Annotated in this window: 21 protein-coding genes; 2 read left to right on the top strand and 19 right to left on the bottom strand. The window is 34.5% G+C overall.

Annotated features, from left to right (window positions below):
* Positions 1–22: 22 nt before the first annotated feature.
* From BJS11_RS09540 to fapR, 9 genes are all read right to left on the bottom strand, one after another.
* Positions 23–355 carry a putative DNA-binding protein gene (locus BJS11_RS09540; protein WP_069995611.1) on the bottom strand — a complete coding sequence of 111 codons (333 nt, stop codon included), beginning with the start codon at positions 353–355 and terminating at the stop codon, positions 23–25.
* Positions 342–1,574, bottom strand: a complete 1,233-nt coding sequence (ftsY, locus tag BJS11_RS09535) for a signal recognition particle-docking protein FtsY (protein ID WP_069995612.1) — start codon at positions 1,572–1,574, stop codon at positions 342–344. Before ftsY ends, BJS11_RS09540 begins: the two co-directional genes overlap by 14 nt.
* Positions 1,571–5,140: a chromosome segregation protein SMC gene (smc, locus tag BJS11_RS09530; protein WP_069995613.1), complete on the bottom strand. Its 3,570-nt coding sequence runs from the start codon at positions 5,138–5,140 to the stop codon at positions 1,571–1,573. Before smc ends, ftsY begins: the two co-directional genes overlap by 4 nt.
* 214 nt (positions 5,141–5,354) lie before the next feature.
* Positions 5,355–6,089 carry a ribonuclease III gene (gene rnc / locus BJS11_RS09525; RefSeq protein ID WP_069995614.1) on the bottom strand — a complete coding sequence of 245 codons (735 nt, stop codon included), beginning with the start codon at positions 6,087–6,089 and terminating at the stop codon, positions 5,355–5,357.
* A gap of 208 nt (positions 6,090–6,297) precedes the next feature.
* Positions 6,298–6,531: an acyl carrier protein gene (locus BJS11_RS09520; protein WP_002483492.1), complete on the bottom strand. Its 234-nt coding sequence runs from the start codon at positions 6,529–6,531 to the stop codon at positions 6,298–6,300.
* 213 nt (positions 6,532–6,744) lie between these two features.
* A complete protein-coding gene (gene fabG, locus BJS11_RS09515) occupies positions 6,745–7,479 on the bottom strand; it encodes a 3-oxoacyl-[acyl-carrier-protein] reductase (protein ID WP_069995615.1) in 735 nt (244 codons plus the stop codon).
* Positions 7,472–8,398: an ACP S-malonyltransferase gene (gene fabD, locus BJS11_RS09510; RefSeq protein ID WP_069995616.1), complete on the bottom strand. Its 927-nt coding sequence runs from the start codon at positions 8,396–8,398 to the stop codon at positions 7,472–7,474. The genes fabG and fabD overlap by 8 nt, the downstream gene beginning before the upstream one ends.
* The gene (gene plsX / locus BJS11_RS09505; RefSeq protein WP_069995617.1) at positions 8,391–9,377 is read right to left on the bottom strand and encodes a phosphate acyltransferase PlsX; all 987 of its coding nucleotides are present in this window, start codon (positions 9,375–9,377) and stop codon (positions 8,391–8,393) included. Before plsX ends, fabD begins: the two co-directional genes overlap by 8 nt.
* Complete coding sequence (fapR, locus tag BJS11_RS09500) at positions 9,370–9,939, bottom strand: transcription factor FapR (protein ID WP_069995618.1); 570 nt, start codon at positions 9,937–9,939, stop codon at positions 9,370–9,372. The genes plsX and fapR overlap by 8 nt, the downstream gene beginning before the upstream one ends.
* A gap of 361 nt (positions 9,940–10,300) precedes the next feature.
* Between fapR and BJS11_RS09495 the strand changes: the two genes are divergently transcribed.
* Entirely contained in the window at positions 10,301–11,863 is a 1,563-nt protein-coding gene (locus tag BJS11_RS09495) for a M4 family metallopeptidase (RefSeq protein ID WP_069995619.1), read from the top strand.
* A gap of 170 nt (positions 11,864–12,033) precedes the next feature.
* Here BJS11_RS09495 and recG read toward each other — a convergent pair whose 3' ends face one another.
* From recG to BJS11_RS09470, 5 genes are all read right to left on the bottom strand, one after another.
* Positions 12,034–14,079 (bottom strand): ATP-dependent DNA helicase RecG, encoded by a 2,046-nt coding sequence (gene recG / locus BJS11_RS09490; protein ID WP_069995620.1) that lies wholly within the window; start codon positions 14,077–14,079, stop codon positions 12,034–12,036.
* Between the two features lie 2 nt (positions 14,080–14,081).
* Positions 14,082–14,951, bottom strand: coding sequence for an L-serine ammonia-lyase, iron-sulfur-dependent, subunit alpha (gene sdaAA / locus BJS11_RS09485; protein ID WP_069995621.1), 870 nt, complete (start codon positions 14,949–14,951; stop codon positions 14,082–14,084).
* Between the two features lie 12 nt (positions 14,952–14,963).
* The gene (gene sdaAB / locus BJS11_RS09480) at positions 14,964–15,629 is read right to left on the bottom strand and encodes an L-serine ammonia-lyase, iron-sulfur-dependent subunit beta (protein ID WP_069995622.1); all 666 of its coding nucleotides are present in this window, start codon (positions 15,627–15,629) and stop codon (positions 14,964–14,966) included.
* Between the two features lie 298 nt (positions 15,630–15,927).
* Positions 15,928–17,586: a fatty acid kinase catalytic subunit FakA gene (gene fakA / locus BJS11_RS09475; protein ID WP_069995623.1), complete on the bottom strand. Its 1,659-nt coding sequence runs from the start codon at positions 17,584–17,586 to the stop codon at positions 15,928–15,930.
* 14 nt (positions 17,587–17,600) lie between these two features.
* The gene (locus BJS11_RS09470; protein ID WP_069995624.1) at positions 17,601–17,972 is read right to left on the bottom strand and encodes an Asp23/Gls24 family envelope stress response protein; all 372 of its coding nucleotides are present in this window, start codon (positions 17,970–17,972) and stop codon (positions 17,601–17,603) included.
* 252 nt (positions 17,973–18,224) lie between these two features.
* Between BJS11_RS09470 and rpmB the strand changes: the two genes are divergently transcribed.
* Entirely contained in the window at positions 18,225–18,413 is a 189-nt protein-coding gene (gene rpmB, locus BJS11_RS09465) for a 50S ribosomal protein L28 (RefSeq protein WP_002483503.1), read from the top strand.
* A 56-nt stretch (positions 18,414–18,469) separates the two neighbouring features.
* Here the strand turns inward: rpmB and BJS11_RS09460 are convergent, their stop codons facing one another.
* The 5 genes from BJS11_RS09460 to BJS11_RS09440 all read right to left on the bottom strand — a co-directional run bounded on the left by BJS11_RS09460 (position 18,470) and on the right by BJS11_RS09440 (position 23,673).
* Positions 18,470–19,108: a thiamine diphosphokinase gene (locus BJS11_RS09460; protein ID WP_069995625.1), complete on the bottom strand. Its 639-nt coding sequence runs from the start codon at positions 19,106–19,108 to the stop codon at positions 18,470–18,472.
* Positions 19,109–19,113: 5 nt separating this feature from the next.
* Positions 19,114–19,758 carry a ribulose-phosphate 3-epimerase gene (gene rpe / locus BJS11_RS09455; protein WP_069995626.1) on the bottom strand — a complete coding sequence of 215 codons (645 nt, stop codon included), beginning with the start codon at positions 19,756–19,758 and terminating at the stop codon, positions 19,114–19,116.
* A complete protein-coding gene (rsgA, locus tag BJS11_RS09450; RefSeq protein ID WP_069995627.1) occupies positions 19,759–20,634 on the bottom strand; it encodes a ribosome small subunit-dependent GTPase A in 876 nt (291 codons plus the stop codon). It lies immediately after the preceding gene.
* Positions 20,635–20,911: 277 nt separating this feature from the next.
* The gene (gene pknB, locus BJS11_RS09445; RefSeq protein WP_069995628.1) at positions 20,912–22,933 is read right to left on the bottom strand and encodes a Stk1 family PASTA domain-containing Ser/Thr kinase; all 2,022 of its coding nucleotides are present in this window, start codon (positions 22,931–22,933) and stop codon (positions 20,912–20,914) included.
* The gene (locus BJS11_RS09440) at positions 22,930–23,673 is read right to left on the bottom strand and encodes a Stp1/IreP family PP2C-type Ser/Thr phosphatase (protein ID WP_069995629.1); all 744 of its coding nucleotides are present in this window, start codon (positions 23,671–23,673) and stop codon (positions 22,930–22,932) included. The genes pknB and BJS11_RS09440 overlap by 4 nt, the downstream gene beginning before the upstream one ends.
* Positions 23,674–23,676 lie beyond the last annotated feature (3 nt).

Below are 23,676 nucleotides of genomic sequence, written 5' to 3'. Positions count from 1 at the left end.
AAATACCCTCCTTTTTCTCTATTCACTCTAAGTCTTCTAGTGATTGAATATCTTGTTTAATTTGTTCTGGATCATTTATATGTTGCTTGATTTGTTCATATATTTGTTGTCTTTGCTCGAAATTCCGATATAATCCCAGTTTTTCTTCATAGTCTTCTACTAAATCGCCAGTTCTTCTTATGTTATCATACACTGCTTGTCGACTCACATCAAATGTATCAGCTATCTCACTTAAGGAATAGTCTTGTAAGTAGAACAATTCTAAATAATTACGTTGTTTTTCGGTAAGTAATGCTTGATAGAAATCGAAAAGATAGTTCATTCGAATTGTTTTAATTAAATCATTTTGACTCATTCGATTGACCTTCATTTTCTACTATTTCTTGATTTTCTGCTGATGATTCAACTTCATCAACATTTTGTTCTATCATATCAGCAAATAATCCATAAACATAACTTTCAGGATTGAATGGTTGTAAATCGTCTATTTTTTCACCTAAACCAACATACTTAACTGGAATGTGTAATTCATTTCTAATCGCAAGTACAATACCACCTTTGGCTGTACCATCTAATTTGGTTAAAACAATCCCTGTAACATTCGTCACTTCTTTAAATGATTTCGCTTGTGACAATGCATTTTGGCCTGTTGTTGCGTCTAAACATAACAACACTTCGTGTGGTGCTTCTGGTACTGAACGACCAATGACACGCTTCACTTTTTCCAATTCATTCATTAAATTAGATTTATTTTGTAAACGTCCTGCTGTATCACAAATTAAAATATCTACACCTTTACTTTTAGCAGCATTAATCGCATCATACATAACTGCTGCAGGGTCTGAACCTTCACTTTGACTCATTACATCAACGCCTACACGTTCGCCCCATACTTTTAATTGTTGAATCGCACCGGCTCTAAATGTGTCACCAGCTGCGAGCATCACTTTTTTACCTTCTGCTTGATAACGATGTGCAAGTTTACCAATTGTCGTTGTCTTACCTACACCATTTACACCAACCATTAAGATAACATTCAGTCCGTCATTTTCAATATTCATGACTTCTGAATTTGTATCGTCTTGATGATAAATTTCAACTATTTTTTCAACAATAACCTCACGTAAGTCTTCAGTCTCTGAAATGTTACGTCTTTGCGCTTCTTCACGTAATTCTTCTACCAACTGCATCACTGTGTTAAAACCGACGTCTGCAGTAATTAACATCTCTTCTAAAGCTTCAAAAAACTCTTCGTCGACTTTACGATAACGTGCTATTAGATTATTCAACTGCGCTTGGAAATTCTCACGTGATTTTTCTAATCCTGCTCTAAATTTCGCGCCAAGCTGTTGTGCTTCAATTTCTTCAAAGTCTTCAATAGAAATTAAACCATCGTCATCAAAATCAGCTTCTTTTAATTTCTTAGGTTTTTTCTTTTCTGGCTGTTCAACCTCTGATTGTTCTGAACCTTCTTCTTGTTCTATGTCATCAGATAATGGTTCAAGTTCATTTTCTTGTTTCTCCGCATCATTTTGCGTGGAAAATTTATCTTTTAATCGTTTGAAAAAACTCATACCTGTTCCTCCTTAATGACTTCATCGATCGTATTTAGATTAACACTTACTAACTTAGAAACACCTGATTCTTGCATTGTAACACCATACAATCTATCGGAAAATTCCATTGTCCCTTTACGGTGCGTGATTACAATAAATTGTGTTTGATCCGATAGTTCTTTCAGGTATTGTGCATATCGAATGACATTCGCCTCATCTAACGCGGCTTCTACTTCATCCAGAATAACAAATGGTGCTGACCTAACTTTTAAGATTGCAAATAATAATGCAATTGCACTAAGTGCACGTTCTCCACCACTTAATAATGATAAATGTTGCAGTTTTTTCCCTGGTGGTTGAACTATAATATCGACACCAGCTGATAGATAATCATCATCTGTTAAGCGTAATTCTGCTTGTCCACCACCAAATAATGACTTGAAAACTGCAGTGAAGTGCCCTTGTACTGCATGAAATGTCTCTTTGAAACGATCTTTAACCTCTTGATCCATCTCTTCAATCAATTGCTCTAAAGTCGATTTTGCTGCGCGTAAATCTGTACGTTGTTCGTCTAAAAATGTATAACGTGTATTGATTTCTTCGAATTGTTCAATTGCATTTAAATTTACAGGACCCAATTCTTCAATTGACATTTTTGTTAATTTTACTTTTTTCCGCAAAGCATCAATGTCTTCGTCAAGTTCATATTGTTCACTTGCACGTTCAAATGTTAAGTGATAATCCTCACTCAAGTGATTCATTGCATGATTAATTAAAACATCTAATCGTGATTGTTCTGACTTAATATCTTGGTATCTATTTTCTATAGATAATATATCTTGATTTGCTTCTTGAAGTTTCTGATCAGTCTCCTCAATTGTATCATTCAAATCGAGTCTACGCGATTTAAGTTCTTCATTTTCAGTCGTTAACTTTGCCTTATTCGTTTTACTTTGGGTAATGTGATTTTGGATAGTCTCAAATGCCTTTTCACCAGTCACTTCGTCTGAATTAAAGAGTTTGATTTGTTCATCTAATCTATCTTGTTGATCTTCTACATGCGCAATTTGTTTCGTCGTTTTTGACAATGATTGCTTTTGAGCGTTTAAACGTTCTTTAACCACAGCGAGATCTGACTGCTTTTGATGCAATTGTTGTTGGATTTGGGTCGTGCTCTCTTTACCTTCTTTAGATAATTTAGTATAGAGATTAATATCTTCTTCCAATTTTTGTAACTGCTGTTTGATTTGTTGCAATCGTTGTTGTTTATCATTTAACGTTTGTTTGCTTGTTTCACTCTGATAACCATCATTTTTCTCAAATTCAAATTCTTCGTGCTCATCTTTTAAATGCGTTTCATTTTTTTTGAGCCTATCCAATTCTAGTTCAAAATCATGCACCTTTTGTTTAAGAACATTATAATTTTGACTTGTATCAAAGTATTGTCCACTGATTTGATCTGCTTCTTCCTTGATAGCCTGATACTGTTTTTCAAAATTAATCGTTTGTTTCTGGTAATCTTCCAATTGTGCACGCATTTGTGTTAGTTCATCTTTTTGAGCTAAAATACTTTTCGTCTTACGCTCACCGCCACCAGTCATTGAACCACCTGGGTTAACAATATCGCCATCTAAAGTTACGATACGCGTACGATATCGAATATTACGTGCTAGTTCATTAGCATTTCTCAGTTCATCAACAATAATTGTATTGCCTAAAAGGTTTTGAATCACATTACGATAGTCTGAATCAACTTGAATAGCTTCTGAGGCAATGTTTAGAAATCCTTGTGCTGACTGTGCAGTTATTAGAATATCATTTGCCACATGTCTAGGTTGAATCACATTGAGTGGTAAGAAAGTCGCTCTACCCAAACCGTGTTGTTTAAGATATTGAATCGCCTGTCTTCCATCTTTCTCCGAATCAACAATAACATGTTGTAGCGAAGCACCAAGTGCAGTTTCAATTGCCTTTGTTAAATCTGTTGGCACTTGAATGACTTCTGCAACAGCACCTCTGATACCTGACAACTTACTACCTTTTGCTTTCAAGATGTGCTTAACACCATTGAAGAAATAACTATACTCCTCCTGCTGCGTTGCCGCACTATCGATACGTGACTTTAACTTTTCATTATAACGATATGCTTGGTGTAACTTTTCTTCATATTCACTACGTTGTTGCTTTAATTGGGTTAACTTATGCTCGTAGTCATTGAGCTGTTTCTCTGCCTTTTTCAAATCTTTTTGTGCAGTCGCATTTTGCTTTTCTACTTCATTAATTTCATGCTGTATTTGTTTCAATTGCTTAAATGCTTCACCCAGTCTTGAATCAAGACGTGACTGCTTAGTTTCATTTTCTTGTATTGTATGTTCTAAAAATCGAATGTCATTATTCACATCAGATTGTTCCGACATTAGTTGATAGTATTCATCTTTAATCGTTTCTAATTTCTCGTCATGTTGCTCATCTGATACATATAATTGTGACTCAAAGTGTTGCACTTGTTCATTTAAATCTTTTTGTTGTTGTTTTAATCGATCTATTTCTGCCTGTACTTCGTTTTTTTCTCGTTTAAGTACTTCCGCTTGATTAAGTAGACTTTCTTGTTCTTCTTCAAATCGTGCATTCGTTTCAGATTGGTTTTTCTTACGTTCTTCTAATACATTAAGTTGCCCAGTATATTTTTCAACATCTTCTGTAGCTTTTACAAGTTGATAATTCAAGGACTCTATGCGTTCATCTAGCTGTTGCCTTTCAGCCTTAAATTTATTTAAAGACTGTGTATGTTGTACTTTTTCAGCATCTTTTGTCGCTTGTTGACCTTTCAAGTAATTCAAATTATCATCTAACTCATTGATGTCTTCACTGTATTGTTTAATATCATGAACCGTTACGAGCACGTCACTTTTTTCCATTTCTTTTGCTAAATGTTGATACTCTTTTGCAATTGCTGCCTCTTCTCGTAAAGGTTCTACACGACCTTCTAAATCATACAAAATATCTTCTACTCGTGATAAATTATCTTCAGTTTGATCTAGTTTTTGAACAGATGTAGCTTTTCTCTTTTTATATTTTAAAACACCCGCAGATTCTTCTAAAATTTGTCTACGATCCACCGGCTTAGCATTTAAAATTTCATCAACGCGCCCTTGTGAAATAATGCTAAATGCTTCTTTACCTAAACCTGAATCTAAAAATAAGTCAATAATATCTTTTAATCGAGCTCTATCATTATTAAGATAATATTCACTATCCCCGCTTCTATACAAGCGACGAGTCACTGTAACTTCTGTTGTATCTACTTGTAATTTTCCTAAACTATTATCTAGTTTAAGCTTAACCTCTGCGTAGTTTTGGGCTTTTCTATGTTCTGCCCCTGAAAAAATAATATCTTCCATCTTAGCACCACGCAAAGACTTGGCTGATTGTTCACCTAACACCCATTTTATTGCATCTGTAATATTACTTTTCCCACTACCATTAGGTCCAACGATTGCTGTCACACCTTCATCAAATTGGACATTTGTGTGTTCAGCAAAAGATTTAAAACCAAAGGCGTCTATAGATTTTAAATAAACCATGTTATTCTCCTTTAAATTGTTCCTTACCTTACCTAACTTAGTCATGGTCATACTTCAATGTTTAAATTAATCCACTCATCTAATAGAGGTTTACTGCGTTATATCGTATTAAACCATGTTAGAAAATCAATAACATCTAAATTAACATGCATAGTACTAAATAAGTGGCATTCCATCTTGCATACCGCATTATTTCATCAATACACAAACAATTTTACAATGCCTTGTTTTTTAAAATTTTATAGGCCTGTTCAGCCGCTTTTTGTTCGGATTCTTTTTTAGTTTTTCCTTTTCCTATTGCGACCGCTTCATTTTCTAAAATAACTTCCGACGTAAACAAGCGATGATGTGCCGGACCTTCTTCATTAATCAAACGATATGTGACATCACCTTTATTTTGTCTATGTACAAATTCTTGAAATTGTGTTTTAAAATCGACAACCCCGTCCAACTCATCGTCCTCGACAAATGGGAAAATAATTTGTTCAGCAAATTGCCAAACTGCATCTAATCCTTGATCCAAGTATAATGCACCAACAAATGCTTCAAAAGCATCGGAAACCAATGATGGACGCGTTCTGCCGCCCGTTTTTTCTTCACCCTTACCTAGTAAAATTAAATCATTGAGTTGAATTTTTTTCGCAAATATTACAAGTGAAGGCTCACAAACAATTGTTGCACGCATTTTTGTTAAATTTCCTTCTGGTAATTCTGGAAACTTATCAAATAAATAGCGTGAAACCGTCAATTCTAATACCGCATCTCCTAAAAATTCTAAACGTTCATTATGATCTAACCGATTCATATTGAAATCATTAATAAAACTTGAATGTGAAAACGCTTGTTGATATAACTCTACATTATTAAATTTCAAATTAAGTTCGCGCATTTTCTGAGCAAAATTGGTTTGAAATATTTGAACCATTTCTTTCTTTTTTTGATTGGTCAACCTTGTTCCTCCTCTAATACAATTCTAATGATGATATACCCTTATATTTTACGTGAAATCACTATAAAACTAAAGAAATAACTGTTGCCTATTTAACGTTGAAACACATTGCATATTTGAGTTGATTATCAATTTTTCTTTATTGCTATTATTTATAAACACAATAAAAAATCTGAGCCGTAATCAAAACGACTCAGATATGTGTTTATTATTTTTCAATACTATTGATAAATTTAACTGCGTCACCAACTGTGTTGATTTTTTCAGCTTCCTCATCAGGAATTTCAGTACCAAATTCATCTTCTAATTCCATAACTAATTCAGCGATATCAAGTGAGTCAGCGCCTAAATCATCTTTAAAAGATGCATCTTCAGTTACTTTTTCAGCGTCAACACCTAAACGGTCAACGATGATATCTTTTACTTTGTCGAAGTTTTCCACGTCGATTCACCTCCTTTAAAAGTCTACTTATAGACTTTTATATTTTCCCATTATATCAAATGAAATACAAGTAGTAATTCATTTTGATGTAAATAGAAATGCATTTATTTTACTTAAGTGGTCAAAATTACATTATACTCCACAATTTAACTGATATTTTTAATTTAAAGCATATAAACTTATCAACATAATTCAAACACAATCACACAATGATTACATGTGCATGCCACCGTTAACGTGGATTGTTTGACCCGTAATATATTTTGCTTTTTCTGAAGCTAAAAACGCAACTGTGTTTGCTATGTCAGCATCTTCACCGAATTTTGCTAATGGAATTTGTTCCAACATCTTATCTTTTAACTCATCGCTTAACGCATCAGTCATGTCAGAAACGATAAAGCCTGGTGCAACAGCATTCACTGTAATATTTCTTGAAGCTAGTTCTTTTGCTACAGATTTCGTCAATCCAATAACACCAGCTTTAGTTGCAACATAGTTAGCTTGACCTGGGTTACCTACTGCACCAACAACACTAGATAAATTAATGATAGAGCCACTCTTTTGTCTGAGCATTTGTGGCGTCACTTTTTGAATACAGTTAAAGACACCTTTTAAGTTTGTATCGATAACATCGTCCCATTCTTGCTCTTTCATGCGCATTAGCAAGTTGTCACGCGTGATACCTGCATTGTTCACTAATACATCCACTGAGCCAAATTGACTTACAACTTCTTTAATCATTGCTTTAACTTCGTCACCATTAGCTACATTGGCTTGAATTGCAAAACTTTCTACGCCTTTTGCTTTAATTTCATCTACTACTGCCTCGGCTTTTTCTTTATTACCTGCATAGTTTACTGCTACATTATAACCTTCCTCGGCAAGTTGAATCGCTATACTACGTCCAATACCTCTTGAAGCTCCTGTTACTAATGCACTTTTAGTCATTTTCATTCCAACCTTTCACATCTTCTAATGTTTGAATAGATGTTACTTTGACATCTCTATTTATTTTTTTGATTAACCCCGAAAGTACTTTACCAGGCCCAATTTCAATAAAATGATCTACACCTTGGTCAATAAGCCATTCAGTAGAATCAATGAATTGCACTGGTGAATATAATTGTTCAATCATATGCTTTTTAATCACTTGCGCATCTGTTTCTCCTTGTGCATGCACATTTTGTACCACAGGAAATTGCGCATCATGCCATTCAAATTGATCAATATAACTTGCAAAATCATCCTTAATTACTTGCATCATTGATGAATGAAATGGCCCTGAAACAGCTAATGGTAATACACGTTTTGCACCTAAAGCTTTACCTTCTGCAACAAGTTGATCTATTAATGATTTATGACCAGATACAACAATTTGCCCTGGAGAATTAATATTTGCTGGTTCAATAATTTCGTTATCTGTCGATAATTTTTTACAAATTGCATCTACTTCAGCATAATCTAAACCTAATACTGCAGCCATGCTTCCTACACCATTTGGAAAGGCTTCTGCCATGAGTTGACCACGTTTTCTAACGATTTTAACAGCGTCTTCAAAATTTAATACGCCGCTTGCCACTAAACTCGCATACTCTCCTAAACTATGTCCCATAGTATAATCAGCATTTAAGTCGTTTAATGCATTTAATAGCGCCGCACTATGCGATAATAATGCGGGCTGTGTATGTTCTGTTTGTCCTAATTTTGCTTCACTATCTGTGAACATTGTTTCTAGGATATCAAAGTCCACTGCTTCTTGTGCTTGATTTAAAATCGTAGTTGCAGCTTCATTGTGTTCATATAAATCGCTTGCCATGCCTACTTTTTGTGAACCTTGTCCTGGAAAAATGATTGCTGTTTTACTCATTATTCGACCCCACCGTTTCTGTCATAGTTTCGACAATTTTTTGTTCGCCTGCAATTTTAGCCTGACGAATTGCTGAATAAAATGCTTTAGCACTAGAACTACCATGTGCTTTAACTACTGTACCATTCAATCCTAATAGCACTGAACCGCCATATTCAGCATAATCCATCTTCGTCATTAGCCCATTTAAGTCTTTGCGTAATACCAAAGCGGCCATTTTATTTTTAAAACTACTGAGAAGAGTAGCTTTAAACATTTTACCCATTGCTTTTGCAACGCCTTCTAAGTTTTTGAGAATCATGTTCCCAGTATAACCATCTGTTACAACGACATCTGCGGCATCATTCATCAAACCTTTAGCCTCAACATTACCAGTGAAATTAAAATCACTTTGCTCTGCCATTAATTGGTACGCCTTTTTAGTCAACGCATTCCCTTTTGCCGCTTCAGTACCTATATTTAACAGACTGACCGTTGGGTTTTCAATGTTTCTAATTTTTTGCGCATAAATATTACCAAGTTGTGCATATTGTAATAAATGCTCAGCTTTTGCATCTGCATTCGCACCAACATCCATAAATACAAAGCCTTTACCTGAAACTGTAGGTAGCGTTACAACTAGCGCTGGACGTTCAACGCCTTTGATACGACCAACAATAAATAATCCAGCAGACATCAATGCACCAGTATTCCCTGCAGATACGCATCCGTTTGCTTCACCTGACTTAACAGCTTCTGCCATACGTACCATTGAGCTATCTTTTTTACGCTTAATTGCTCTGACCGGTTCATCATGCATTGTTATTGCTTCTGTACAATGCCTTACTTCAACACGTTCATGGCTGAGCTTACATTGCGCTGCATCGCCAAATAAAATTATCTCTAAATCTTCAAAATCATTAACTGCTTTTTCAACAGCTTCCAATACGATACCAGGTGCGTCATCTCCACCCATCATATCAATCGCTAATTTAACCATTTTGTTCATCCTCACTTATATAATACATTTTAAAAGTGCCGTTAAATACGAGTGTATCTTTCACATATGATGCCACTTTAATCGTATAATATTTATCTGTAATTTCAATGGCTTGCGCCTCAGCACGTACCGTGTCATTTAATTTAACTGTTTTTATAAATGCTACATTGCTTTCACGTGTTAATACAACTGGTTTATGTATAAGAGCCACGCATAATGAATTGGCTTGTGCAAATAACACATGACCTCTAGCAATTTTATTTTTGGTAAATACAGACTCTTCGTCAATTCGAATGATGGACGTTGCCGTTTTATCAGGTTGTACATTAATGACATCTCCGATAATCTCATTGCCTTCAATTGAACGAATACTTTCGTAATTTTCCTTAGCTACAGATTTAATTCGTGTTCTTAATTCTGGAATATTTAAGTGCGTTCGATCTAAACGAATCGTCTGAATACTCACGGAAAATAAAACGCTTAAATCTGAATCTGTGATAAACGGATTTTTTTCTATTTCTTTTTTTATTTCATTACGTCGTTCTTGCTTTTTCAATTTCATCACAATCGAACTCCCATGTTTTTAGTACCAAGTCTTAAACATTCCTAACATATCATAACACTTTCTATTTCATTTGCTCAACAAAAAACATATTAAGTCAGTAAATTCTATCACTAAAGCGATAGCTCAATAAATTAAAATCATTTTTATATAGTGTTTTAAATATTCTATTGGTATTACCATATTATTACGAATCTAACAATTTCAGAATTTTTTGTATTTTAGTATTGAATAAATTTTTTTAAAATCGTATAATTTTAAATGATTTAAAGGGGGCATGATATTTTATGTAAAAAAAGCTTATAGATAATTTGTTATAGTCACACTTGCCAATGGATTAAATTTTAGGAGGAATAATAATTTGAAAAAAGCACTTAGTACAACACTCGCAGCATGTGCACTCTTATCGTTATCTTCATTTGAAGTACAGGCAGAAGAAAAGCATAACAGCATTAAACCAGAAAGTCTTAAACAACCTATTAAATCAAAAATTAACAATGACAACGACGTTAAAGCGTATTTACAGAATAATGCTAGAAAATTAGTAAGTCATGTTAATGAATCAAAAAGTATCACTAGTGAAGACCATGCTTTTAAACAATATGAAATCACAGATAAAAAACAGGATGCAACTGGTATTACCCACTATACTTTGAAACCAAAAGTCAATGGCGTTATAGCAGAAGACAGCGCTGTTAAAGTGCATGTTAATGAAAGTGGCAATGTGACTTTAATCAATGGTGATATTGACAAACCTAACATCGAAGTTAAAAATCAGACAAAAATATCTAAAGCTGATGCTGAAAAACATGCTTTCAAAGCAATAGATAAAACTAAAAAGGATGTAAAAAACCTCGAGGGGTATGAGATTGTCAGTAAAAATAAATTAAACATTAATAGTGATAGTAAAAAATATGTATATGATGTAGAAATAAACTATATTTCGCCAAACGCAGCACATTGGAAGATTCAAGTAGATGCAAGTACTGGAGAAGTATTAAAAAAAGATAACGTTATTAATAATGCTGCCGCAACTGGTAAAGGCATTGGTGTAAATAATGACGTTAAATCACCGTTAAATTTAACTGAAACAAATGGCGTGTACACTTTAAAAGATACGACTCAAAATGCCGAAATGCAAACCTTCACAGCTAATAATACAAAATCTCAATTTTCAGAAATTACAAATAATAATAACTACTTTAATAAATCTTCACAAAAAGCTGGCGTAGATGCACATTACTATGCAAATGAAGTATACAATTATTATTTAAATCACCATGGTCGCGATAGTTATGATAATGCCGGCGCTCAAATTGAATCAGTAGTACATTATGATAACAACTATAATAATGCTGCTTGGACAGGACAATATATGATTTATGGTGATGGTGACGGACAATCATTCCAATCACTTTCAGGTGCCAATGATATTATTGCCCATGAATTAACACATGCAGTCACTGAACGTACAGCCAATCTAGTCTATCAAGATCAACCTGGTGCATTAAATGAATCATTTTCAGATGTATTTGGTTACTTTGTAGACTCAGAGGATTGGTTGATGGGTGAAGATGTTTACACTCCTGGCAGAAGTGGTGATGCTCTCAGAAGTATGAAAGACCCAGAACAGTTCAATCAACCAGCACATATGGATCAATATCAGCATGGTAGCGATGATAATGGCGGTGTGCATACAAACAGCGGTATTCCGAATAAAGCTGCTTATCTCACGATTTCTAAAATGGGAGAAGCTAAAGCGGAACAAATTTATTATCTCGCATTAACACAGTATCTAACTCAAAATTCACAATTTTCAGATGCGAAGGTTGCACTTAAAGAAGCAGCAAAAGAACTTTATGGTGCAAACAGTTCTGAAGTAAAAATTATTGATAAAGCTTGGTCAGATGTAGGTGTAAATTAAAAAGCCCATTAGATAAATAAATAAATATCTAACAGACTTTCATAACAATATATTCCTAATTTGCAATTATGCAATAGAGGCTGAGACATTTGCAGATGTCCGGCCTCATTTTATTTAGAATATATTAAAGAGTATACAATGAATTCAAAAGAAAAACAATTTTTAAAATCTTAATCAAAACTCATATATAATAAATTTGTTTCAATGAAGTTTCTCAATGTATTATATTGTTGTTCGAAGAATTCACCTGATTGAATCAGTTCAGCTGCTTCATCTCTTGCAACTTCTAACATTTTATAATCCTCTACAATATTAGCCACTAAGAAATCCGGTAATCCGCTTTGTTTTACACCAAAAAAGTCACCTGGTCCACGCATTTCCAAATCTCGTTCACTTAATTCAAAACCATCTGTCGTTTGAGTCATGATATTCATACGTTCAATACCTGTTTCTGTCTTAGGTGATGCAATTAAGACACAATAGCTTTGATGCTCACTTCTACCTACACGACCACGTAACTGATGCAAAGTAGATAGTCCGAAACGATCCGCATCGTAAATCATCATGAATGTTGCATTAGGTACATTCACGCCCACTTCTACGACAGTTGTCGACACTAATATATCAATTTCATGATTACTAAATTGTTGCATGACTTGATCTTTTTCCTCTGCATGTAGTTTACCGTGCAATAAGCCAACTTTGTCCACACCATAATGTGCCTGTAAGGATTCATAAAGTTCAACGACATTTTGTACGTCTTCAAGATGTTCAGAGCTTTCAATGAGCGGACATATTACATAAGCTTGTCGACCTTTTCTCAATTCTGAAGTCATTTGATTCAGTACACTTTCATAAGCTTCATGTTTAGACCAAGACGTAATGATAGGTTTTCGCCCTTTTGGCAATTGCTTAATCGATGATACATCCATTTCACCAAATACAGATATTGCTAACGTTCTTGGGATTGGTGTTGCCGTCATAAATAGAACATTAGTCATAGCACCTTTTTCCCTCAATAACTGTCTCTGATTCACACCAAATCGATGTTGTTCATCGGTAATAACAAGCCCAACATTATTGAATTTTACGTCATCTTGAATCAGTGCATGTGTCCCTATGAGACAATCAATTTCATTATTATTGAGTTGCTCCAAAAGTAATTTGCGTTTTTTACCCTTCACCGAACCTGTGAGTAACGCGACATTCATACGCTCACCAAAGATATCTACTAAACTTTCTGCATGTTGTTCAGCTAGTATTTCAGTAGGCACCATTAATGCAGATTGATATCCAGCCGTTTTTAGTGCATACATGCAAATTGCAGCTACTACTGTTTTGCCTGAACCAACATCTCCTTGTAATAGACGATGCATACGGATAGGCGCTTTTAAATCTCTAAAAATTTCATTCACACTATGTTTTTGTGCATCTGTTAATTCAAAAGGCAAACTATCTATAAATTGTTTGACCAACTCTATGTCATAATCCACTTCTATCGCTTCATCAGAGGTTTTTTCAAGTCGATTTAACCACTGCATTCTTAATTCAAACATAAATAATTCTGTAAAAGCATAGGTTCTACGTGCCTTAAGTAACGCTGTTTTATCTGTTGCAAAATGTAATGCTTTAATTGTGTCCTCTAGAGATTCTAATTTATATTTTTTACGCAGATCTTCTGATAGCCACTCATGAATGGTTACATGTTCTAGCATTTGACGAATCATATCTCTTAAGGGCTTCTGCTTGAGACCTTCTTTAATACGATAAACAGGTTCGAATTGTGCATCTTCAGTCACTTGTTGATTGAAAAACATTCGGTTCCCATTTATTTCTTGCTTACTTCTATTCCATTTACCTTTAATTGTTACTGTTTGGTGAGGTTCAATTTTCTTTTTCAAATAAGGTTGATTGAAAAAGGTACACTTGACCGCAATTTGGTTCACCATGATATGTACTGTTAATTTCGATTTATTTCTACCAAAAAAAGCGACAGTAGGTGTTGAATACACTTCACCCACCACTGTCACTATTGCTTGATCTTCGGCTTCATTTAAGTCAATTACAGTATTATCTTCGTAACGCGTTGGCAAATATAAGATTAAGTCTTCAACTGTGAATATATTCAATTCATTTAATACTGCTAAGCGCTTTGGCCCTAATCCCTTAATTTGTGATAAAGGAAATGGACTTTCAATTAAATTGACTTTTGACATAATTAATCACCAAATATTTCTTGTTTTAGACGCTGGCCTGTAGGTGTACCTGCTAAACCTCCACGACCCGTTTCGCGTAATGCTGATGGCATCGTTTGACCAATTTTATACATCGCTTCGATAACTTCATCTGTTGGAATTCTAGATGTAACTCCAGCCAATGCCATATCTGCAGACACGATTGCATTTGAAGCACCTGCTGCATTTCTCTTAACACAAGGTACTTCTACTAAACCAGCTACTGGATCACAAACTAAACCTAGCATATTTTTTAAGCAAATTGCAAAAGCTTCAGCCGATTGTTGTGGTGTGCCACCTGCTAATTCAACAGTAGCACCCGCTGCCATTGCTGCAGCTGAACCCACTTCAGCTTGACAACCACCAGCTGCACCGGAAATCGAAGCATTATTTGCAACGACAAAGCCAAATGCACCTGAAGTTAATAAGAAGTTCAACATGTCTTTACGTGTTGGCTCTAAACGGGGTTTCAATCCGAATAATACACCTGGTACTACGCCAGCAGATCCGGCAGTAGGCGTTGCACAAATTTTACCCATAGCAGCATTCACTTCATTTGTCGCAACCGCTTTGCTTACTGCATCCAATAATGTTGGACCGGCAAGTGATTTACCTGTTTTTAAATATTCTTTGATTAACACAGCATCTCCACCTGTTAAACCTGTCGTTGAAGTAACGCCTGCTAATCCTTCATCTAACGCATTTTCCATTGTTTGCAAATTCTTATCCATATGTGCATAAACTTCAGCTTCTGATAAACCAGTAACTTCCATTTCTTGTTCTAACATAATTTCATGAATTTTTTTATCTTGTGCTTCACACATTTCTATTAATTCTTTCACACTTTTAAACATGCAATACCTCCATTAGGCGTCTCCCATGAGTGAAACTGTCACTACACCATCGACATTTTTAATTTTCTCTATAATTTCATCATTCACAGCGTCATCTAATTCACAAGTCATTAAAGCTTGGTCGCCTTTTTCTTTTCTTGAAACTTGCATACTACCTACATTAATACTAGAGTCTCCAAGAATATTTGCTACGCGGCCAATCGTTCCGAAAGTATCTTTGTGGAAGACAAGTAATGCTGGATAATTGCCACTAATAGCTATATTAAATCCATTTATTGCAACAACTTCTATCTTGCCACCTCCGATTGACACACCTTCTACAGATATTTCTTTATCCCCATCACGCATATTAATTATAGCTGTATTAGGATGTGAACGCTCTTCTGCCATTTCTATAAAATTAACCTTCATGCCAACTTCTTCTGCTGTTTCTAAACTTGTTTGAATACGGTCGTCGTCTGTATCATAGCCAAGCAAACCGCCTACGAGTGCAACATCCGTACCATGTCCTTTATATGTTTCCATAAATGATCCATAAAGATATATATCAACTTGTTTTGGTAACTGATTAAATAAGTCTCTTGCGACTAAACCAATTCTCACTGCCCCCGCAGTATGAGAAGACGATGGACCTACCATTGTAGGACCGATAATATCGAAGACTGTTTTATATTTCATAATTATACCCCACTCTTATTTTTAATGTTTCTAAAGTGTTGCGCTTACATTATTTAAACATCTCGTTTATTATAACAAGTTCACGAAACATTATAAACCCAAACTGGTTGGCTTACTTTGATTTAACGTAAAATAATGTTGCCAACAATCTTTAACCCCCTATTTTCTAGTAATTTGCAACGATAAAAATAAAAATTTATTATCAATGTATTTAATAACATAACTTATAGCACAACAAAAAAGGCTGAGACAATATATATGTCCCAACCTGTATCACTTTCTAATCTAAATTGTACAATTATTCTACTGAAAATAGATATTGATAAACTGGTTGTTGCCCGTCGTGTTGATCTAACTCAACCTCAGGATAAGTTTCTTCCAACCATGCTTCAATATTTGAAGTCACTGCATCATCGGCGTCTTCACCAACAATCATCGTTATGATTTCACTGTCTTCATGAATCATTTCTGCGAGTAGACCTTTTGTAGTTTCAAATTGGTCAGCATTGCTCGTTACAATCTTATCTTCAACTAAGCCCATAAAAGCGTCTTTTTTAATTTCAACGCCATCAATTTTTGTATCACGTACAGCATACGTCACTGAACCAGAACGTACGGCTTGTAATGATTCCACCATGCGTGATTTATTGGCATCCAGTGAGTCAGACTCATCATAATTAAATAGTGCAGCAATGCCTTGAGGTATTGACTTCGTTGGAATTACAACAGTTTCTGCTTCAACGATATCAGCGGCCTGCTCACTCGCCATCAATATATTTTTGTTGTTCGGAAGTATAATGGCACGTTTACATTGCGATTGATCAATGACTTTCACAATATCTTCTGTTGATGGATTCATTGTTTGACCGCCACTAATCATATGCGTTGCACCCATAGATTTGAACAAGTCTGTTATGCCCCCACCCATAGAAATAGCAATCACTGCAGTTTCAACTGTGGTAGGTTCTTCAGCTTGTTTTGCACTATGGCTATCACTAGCTTTTTTCACAACTTCACGGTGTTGTTCACGCATATTTTCAACTTTCAATTTAATTAGTTCACCATATTGTTGACCATAATTAAATACGTCACCTGGTTTTTCAGTGTGTACATGGACTTTTACTATTTCATCATCATTGATAACTAGTAAAGAATCACCAAAAGCGCTCATATCTTCTCTAAAATTGTGTTCGTCAAATGATTTTTTATTTTTGCCGAATCGAACCATCATCTCAGTACAGTATCCATAGACAATATCTTCAGTGTTAATAACACCATGGAAGTCATGCTCTTCATTGACTAATGAATCTTTATTTAATTTTGGTGCTTTATCAGATACTGTTTCTCCTTTTAAAGCTTTCAAGAAACCTTCATAAACAATAGCTAAACCTTTACCACCACTATCAACAACACCAACTTCTTTTAATACAGGTAATAGATTTGGTGTATTTTCAAGTGAGATTTCTGCTGCTTCAAGAATATCAGCCATCAATGTAATACAATCATCTGTTTCCTCAGCTTTACGCATCGCCGCATCTGCTGCATCACGAGCCACAGTTAATATTGTCCCTTCAACTGGCTTCATGATTGCTTTATATGCTGTGTCAACACCCGCTTTAAAACTTTCAGCAAATTGCTTTGCATCGATTACATCATATTCTTCTAAGTTTTTACAAAAACCTCTAAATAATTGTGATAAAATCACACCAGAATTTCCTCTAGCGCCCATTAATAAACCTTTAGAATATGTTTTACCAAGTTCACCAATATGTTGAGATAAGTTATTTTCTACTGCTTCTCTCCCAGATGTCATTGTCAAATTCATGTTCGTCCCAGTGTCACCGTCTGGTACTGGATATACGTTTAATGAATCCACCAAGTCTGCATGATTTGATAAATTTTGTGCCCCTTGTATAATCATCTCGGCAAATAATTTACCATCTATTTTGCTTACCATTGCGTTATGTCCTCCTAGTTTTTCGTGCCATTATGAATGCGCACACCTTGTACAAATATATTGATTGAATTTACTTTAATTTTTAATGTTTGCTCTAATGTATATTTCACAGTTGATTGTACATTACTTGCAACTTCAGAAATTTTAGTTCCAAAACTTACAATTATGTACATATCTACATCTATGACTCCATTATTTTCTCGTACAATGATACCTTTAGCATAATTTTCATGCCCTAGTATTTCAGCGATACCATCTCTTACTTGCTGTCTAGAAGCCATACCTACAATTCCATAACATTCTACTGCTTTACTACCCACAACTGATGCGATTACCTCGTTGGAAATATCAATACTACCATAATCATTTGTGATTTCTAATGTCATAAAATGGGCCTCCTAAAATTATGGTTTTATTATAAACCATGTTTAACAAACAATTACTTACAATTGCCTTAATAAAAAAATACTATATTTATCCACAGTTTACAATTATACCATAATTTTATATTAACAAAAGGAAAACCCTTAATAACTAGAAAATTTCCACCATTTTATTGCTATCACTTTTAATTTGTGGTACATTATTTAAGTATGTAGTAGATACGTGTATTTATATTTATTAAAGGAGGTACTTTCATGGGCAAACAATGTTTCGTAACAGGTCGTAAAGCTTCAACTGGAAACAATCGTTCACACGCTTTAAATTCTTCTAAAAGAAGATGGAATGCTAACCTTCAAAAAGTTAGAATTCTTGTAGACGGAAAACCTAAAAAAGTTTGGGTTTCCGCACGTGCTTTAAAATCTGGTAAAGTAACTAGAGTTTAATAAATATAATGCACGAAAAGACCAGTCCTTATGTGGAGGACTGGTCTTTTTTATGTTTAACTATCTTTACTGCGAATCATTAGTATGCTTCCTTCTTTGATTTCTACTGTTCCTTGTGATTCATTAAGTTCATTAGAAATTGTTAATGTTGATCCTTGTTTCAGAGTTTCATTTTGAAGATTGTATTTAAAATCAATTAAAGAAATAGTCGTTGGGTAAACAACTGGTATAAACGAAATATACGGTAACGTTGAGTTATTATTGATAAAATGGCTTCCTTTAGTTAAAAAACTAATTTCATTAGATGTATCGATGAGCCTGATTTCAACATTTAACTTTGCATAATCTGGCTTCTCTAATACTTGCAGAGCACCCATGAAATGATCTAATCGACCACCTGTGGCACCATAGACATCAATTGTCTTGTAACCACTTTTCACTGCTTGCTCTACACCTAACGCTAAATCAGTATCATCCTTCTCTGATTGAAATGGGTTAATCTCAATGTGTTGTTCTATATAAGATTTTTCTGATGTTGTTATAGAATCAAAATCACCCACTGCAAATTGAGGGCGAATACCTGCCTCTAATAGAATTAAGGTACCTCTATCTATCCCTATCCAATGTGCATCTTTATTGTTGATCAACACATCTTCAGGTAAATTTCTATTTCCACATAATAAATTGGCTTTCATAAATGTCAACCTTTCAATATTCGCGTTGCTTGTTGATAATCATCTTGTTTGAAAAAGTATGATCCTGCTACCAACATCGTTGCACCATGATTTACAACCGTTTTTACCGTTTGGTCATTAATCCCGCCATCTACCTCAATTTCAAAATCTAGTCCCAATCTTTGTTTTAGTGCGTACAATTGGTCCAATTTTTCCACACAACTTTCAATAAATGTTTGACCACCAAAGCCTGGATTAACCGTCATCACTAAAACATAGTCAATCATATTTAATATAGGTCTTATGGCATCCACAGGAGTGCCTGGATTGATGACTACACCTGCTTTGACATTAGCATTTTTAATTTGCTCAATAACTCTGTGAATATGTGGCGTCGCTTCAACATGTACGGAAATCATATCCGCGCCATGCTCTGCAAATAATCCAACATATTTTTCAGGTGTTTCAATCATTAAATGAACATCTATCGGTAATGTAGTCCCTTTACGTACTGCATCAAGGATGGGTATACCAACTGATATATTGGGTACAAATTGACCATCCATAACATCAAAGTGAACGCCATCGACGCCAGCTGTCTCTAATGCTTTTAATTCTTTGTCTAAATTCAAAAAATCTGCAGATAATAATGATGGATAAACTTTTGTCACTTAATATCTTTCCCTTCTGTTTGCAATCTCATTAAATAATTGTAGATAGTGGTCATATCTAAATTGAGCAATATTCCCTTTCTCAAGCTCTATTTTTATATTACATTTCGGTTCATTAATATGATTGCAATCTCTAAATTTACATAATTCCCCATATTCATGTAGTTCCATGAAATAGTTTTTTATTTCATCTTTTTGAATATGATCAAAATCTAACGCACTAAAACCAGGAGTATCCGCAATGTAACCTTCTGCGCGTTCAAAAAGTTCTACATGACGTGTCGTATGTCTACCTCTATTTAACGCCTTTGAAATGTGTTGTGTTTCTATATTTAAATTTGGAAAATATTTATTTAGTAATGTGGATTTCCCTACGCCAGACTGCCCACTTAATACTGCTAGACCTTCTCCCCAATTCGAAAATACTTTTTCAACATCATCATTCATACCAATGAATTGCGTTTGATATCCCATTTTTTTATAAACATTTAATAATGCTTCAATATTTTCTTGATTTTCAGCTGATGTCAAATCTTTTTTAGTTACAAGAATACGCGGGCGCATATGATATGAATGTGCAATAACTAAGAAACGGTCTAATAATTGTGTAGAGAAATCTGGTTCTACTGCACTCATCACTAATATAAGATGATCAACATTACTTACAGGTGGTCGTTTGATTTCATTTTTTCTGTCATGTACATGATGAATATAACCTTCTGTTACATTTTCAACTTCAAAATCAACTACATCACCAACAATAGGTGAAAATTTATTTTTTCTAAATAATCCACGTGGTTTCGTATCATACATTTCACCGTTTACATCAACACGATAAACGCCACTTAATGATTTTATGATGCGTCCTGTTTTCACTTAGGCACCTCTCTTTGAAATACTTTTACTCTTTATATTATAGCAAAGCATTTTTAATTTAAATATCATTTGAAACGATTTCGCTTAAAAATCATATACAACGATATGAAAATATCAAAATAAATTGCATCAGCATCATACCAAACGTCACCTTTACTCAATTTGCTTAAATACCATCATTCATTTATATAGTACTTATAGTTACACTAAAAGCATCCTCTCACTTGATGTTCTCAATTGAAAGGATGCTTTATTCATAACACTATAAATAATAACGTTAGTAAGGAATATCTTTATCTGCCACAATCTTATCGTCTACACGAACCGTGTAACCTGCTGTTTTACCTTTTTCGATTGTCATTGGTATTTTAATTGTTTTATCATTTTTAATCTTGAAAGTTTGTGCTTCTGATGTTCCATCGTTATCTTTATCTCTAATATATACTTTTACTTCCTGACTTTCATCATCCTCACCAGTATATTTCACCTGATAAGTTTCTGTATATGATTTCGTTTCAGGTTCATCATCTTTAGATTTATCATCAGACTTATCTTTGTCTGATTCATCAGCTTTTGGTGCACCTTTGGATACAGTAAATGTAATAGTAGAACCTTCATCAACTTCTTTACCTTTAGGTGACTGGCTAATTACATTATCTTTTTTAACTTTGTCGTCTTCTGTTTCTTTGTTGACTACAACTTTAAATCCTTTGGCTTCAAGCTCTGATTTTGCAGTTTTAAATGCTTTATTTTCATAATCATCAACGTATACTTGTTTCGTTCCTAATGATTCCGTCAATTCAACGTTTCCATCATTCAATTTGACTTTATCACCTGGAGAAACACTTTGTGATTCGATTAAACCTTTAGCAACATTTTGTTTAGAATATGCCTGTTTTACTTTAACATCATTAATACCGATTGCTTTCAATTTATCTAACGCATCTGATTTCGACATACCGTAAAGATTCGGCATTTCTGCTAATTCAGGACCTTTTGAAAGTACAATATCAACTTTACTTTCCTGCTCTAAACGTTCACCTTTATTAGGGGTTGTTTTAATGATTTTATTTTCTGGATACTTATCGCTGTATGCTCTTGATACATTACCCATTTGTAATTTATGGTCAGCTAAAATTCGTTCAGCTTCTTTTTCAGTTTTCCCAGATAAATCTGGTGTTTCTAAATATTTGTTTCCAAACATGCCCATTGCTATAAAGCCAAATAAACCAAGTAATAATAAAACTATAATTACAGAATAGAAAAACTTCTTTTTCTTACTGCGTTTCTTTTTAGGCACAGCATATATATGTTCTTCACTCGATTGAAATTGCTGCTGATTAACGATTGGAATTTGCATTGTTTCATTGATGTTTTTTCCGTTATCTAAACCTCTCGTTTGATTTGCAATTTCTGTTTTATTTATTGGTACAGTTTTAGTGTTTGCATCTATCGATTGGTAACGTGATTCATTCGCACGATTTGATAACAATACCGTTTCCAAATCTTTCTGCATTTCTCTTACTGATTGATAGCGTTCTGACTTATCTTTTTCAGTAGCTTTGAGTACAATATTACTCATGGCTTGTGGGACATCGGAACGCTCATCGGTAATATTAGGCATTGGGTCTTGAATATGTTTAATAGCAATGCTAACTGCCGTTTCTCCTGAAAATGGTGGCTTGCCCGTGAGCATCTCAAACAACACAACACCAATAGAATATATATCTGTGCCATTATCTGTTGATTCTCCACGTGCTTGTTCGGGTGACAGGTATTGAACCGTGCCTAAGACATGATTGGTTTGCGTCATCGTCGTTTCACTTAGCGCTTTAGCAATACCAAAATCTAATATTTTTAAGGTTTTGTTCTTATCTACTAATATATTTTGAGGTTTAATATCACGGTGTACAATTTTTGTATCATGCGCGTGCTTAATCCCATCGATGATTTGATTTGTAAAATTCAACGCAGTTTCTGGCGCCATCGGTTGATGTTTTTGAATATATTCAGATAGTGTAGGACCTTCTATGTATTCCATAACCAAATAGAAATTTTCATCATCTTCAGTTACGTCAAATACATTAACAATATTATTATGCGACAGCTGTGTCAGATTATGCACTTCACGTTCGAAGCGTTTAATCGTTTCCTCTTTTTCACCACTTGGAATGCTAATCGCTTTAATAGCTACTTTACGATTTAAGATTGTATCTTCTGCGAGGTAGACCGTACTCATGCCACCCCCGCCAAGTTTCTTCGCAACTTCATAACGTTCACTTATCATCTTGCCAATCATACTCTGTCACCTTCAATCTCAGCCAATATCAAACTTACATTGTCATTTGTATCTTCAGCCAATGCAAGGTCAATGAGATTTTGACCGTTTGTTTCTAAGTCATGTGCTTGCATCAATAAATCTTGAATATGATGATCGCGCACAAAATCAGTTAAACCATCAGAATTTAATAATAGATAGTCATAAAACTTTGTTTTTTTCACAAAAACATCAGGCGTTACTAGTTTGTCCGTACCCATCACTTTAGTGATAATGTTCCGTTGAGGATGTGTAAACGCTTGTTCTGGAGTAATTTGACCTATCATTATCAGATGATTTACAAAAGAATGATCATTTGTAATTTGTTCTATTTCTCTTCGATTTACTAAATAGGCACGAGAATCGCCGATATTGGCAACTACCACATAGTTATCAAATACTAAAGCACAGACACAAGTCGTACCCATGCCTTGATATTCAGGGTTTTCTACTGACATTTCATACAAATTACGGTTTATAGCTTTTAAAGTTGTTCTCAACCAAGTTTCTGCTTGATCTGCCTCGATTAAATTTTCTTCTTCAAATCGACGTTGTAGTTCATCGGTTACAAACTGGCTCGCTACCTCACCTGCTAAGTGACCACCCATACCATCACAGAGCACTAATAATTGTTGTTCTGTACGATTATAAAATACGCCACCTGCATCTTCGTTTTTATCACGGTGTTGTCCCGTGTCAGTAAAAAAATGTGCTTTCAGCATGTC

Origin of the sequence: Staphylococcus caeli (assembly GCF_900097965.1) — a bacterium.
In the GTDB taxonomy this organism is placed as follows: Bacteria; Bacillota; Bacilli; order Staphylococcales; family Staphylococcaceae; genus Staphylococcus; species Staphylococcus caeli.
This window is presented reverse-complemented; position numbering and strand designations above follow the sequence as displayed.

Bases quoted from the DNA above. Each gene is read 5' to 3' on its own strand.
- BJS11_RS09440 (WP_069995629.1), bottom strand. From the start codon at position 23,673: ATGCTGAAAGCACATTTTTTTACTGACACGGGACAACACCGTGATAAA.
- sdaAB (WP_069995622.1), bottom strand. From the start codon at position 15,629: ATGAAATATAAAACAGTCTTCGATATTATCGGTCCTACAATGGTAGGT.
- recG (WP_069995620.1), bottom strand. From the start codon at position 14,079: ATGTCAAAAGTCAATTTAATTGAAAGTCCATTTCCTTTATCACAAATT.
- fapR (WP_069995618.1), bottom strand. From the start codon at position 9,939: ATGAAATTGAAAAAGCAAGAACGACGTAATGAAATAAAAAAAGAAATA.
- smc (WP_069995613.1), bottom strand. From the start codon at position 5,140: ATGGTTTATTTAAAATCTATAGACGCCTTTGGTTTTAAATCTTTTGCT.
- fakA (WP_069995623.1), bottom strand. From the start codon at position 17,586: ATGGTAAGCAAAATAGATGGTAAATTATTTGCCGAGATGATTATACAA.
- pknB (WP_069995628.1), bottom strand. From the start codon at position 22,933: ATGATTGGCAAGATGATAAGTGAACGTTATGAAGTTGCGAAGAAACTT.
- fabG (WP_069995615.1), bottom strand. From the start codon at position 7,479: ATGACTAAAAGTGCATTAGTAACAGGAGCTTCAAGAGGTATTGGACGT.
- plsX (WP_069995617.1), bottom strand. From the start codon at position 9,377: ATGGTTAAATTAGCGATTGATATGATGGGTGGAGATGACGCACCTGGT.
- ftsY (WP_069995612.1), bottom strand. From the start codon at position 1,574: ATGAGTTTTTTCAAACGATTAAAAGATAAATTTTCCACGCAAAATGAT.
- BJS11_RS09460 (WP_069995625.1), bottom strand. From the start codon at position 19,108: ATGAAAGCCAATTTATTATGTGGAAATAGAAATTTACCTGAAGATGTG.
- fabD (WP_069995616.1), bottom strand. From the start codon at position 8,398: ATGAGTAAAACAGCAATCATTTTTCCAGGACAAGGTTCACAAAAAGTA.
- BJS11_RS09470 (WP_069995624.1), bottom strand. From the start codon at position 17,972: ATGACATTAGAAATCACAAATGATTATGGTAGTATTGATATTTCCAAC.
- sdaAA (WP_069995621.1), bottom strand. From the start codon at position 14,951: ATGTTTAAAAGTGTGAAAGAATTAATAGAAATGTGTGAAGCACAAGAT.
- rpmB (WP_002483503.1), top strand. From the start codon at position 18,225: ATGGGCAAACAATGTTTCGTAACAGGTCGTAAAGCTTCAACTGGAAAC.
- BJS11_RS09540 (WP_069995611.1), bottom strand. From the start codon at position 355: ATGAGTCAAAATGATTTAATTAAAACAATTCGAATGAACTATCTTTTC.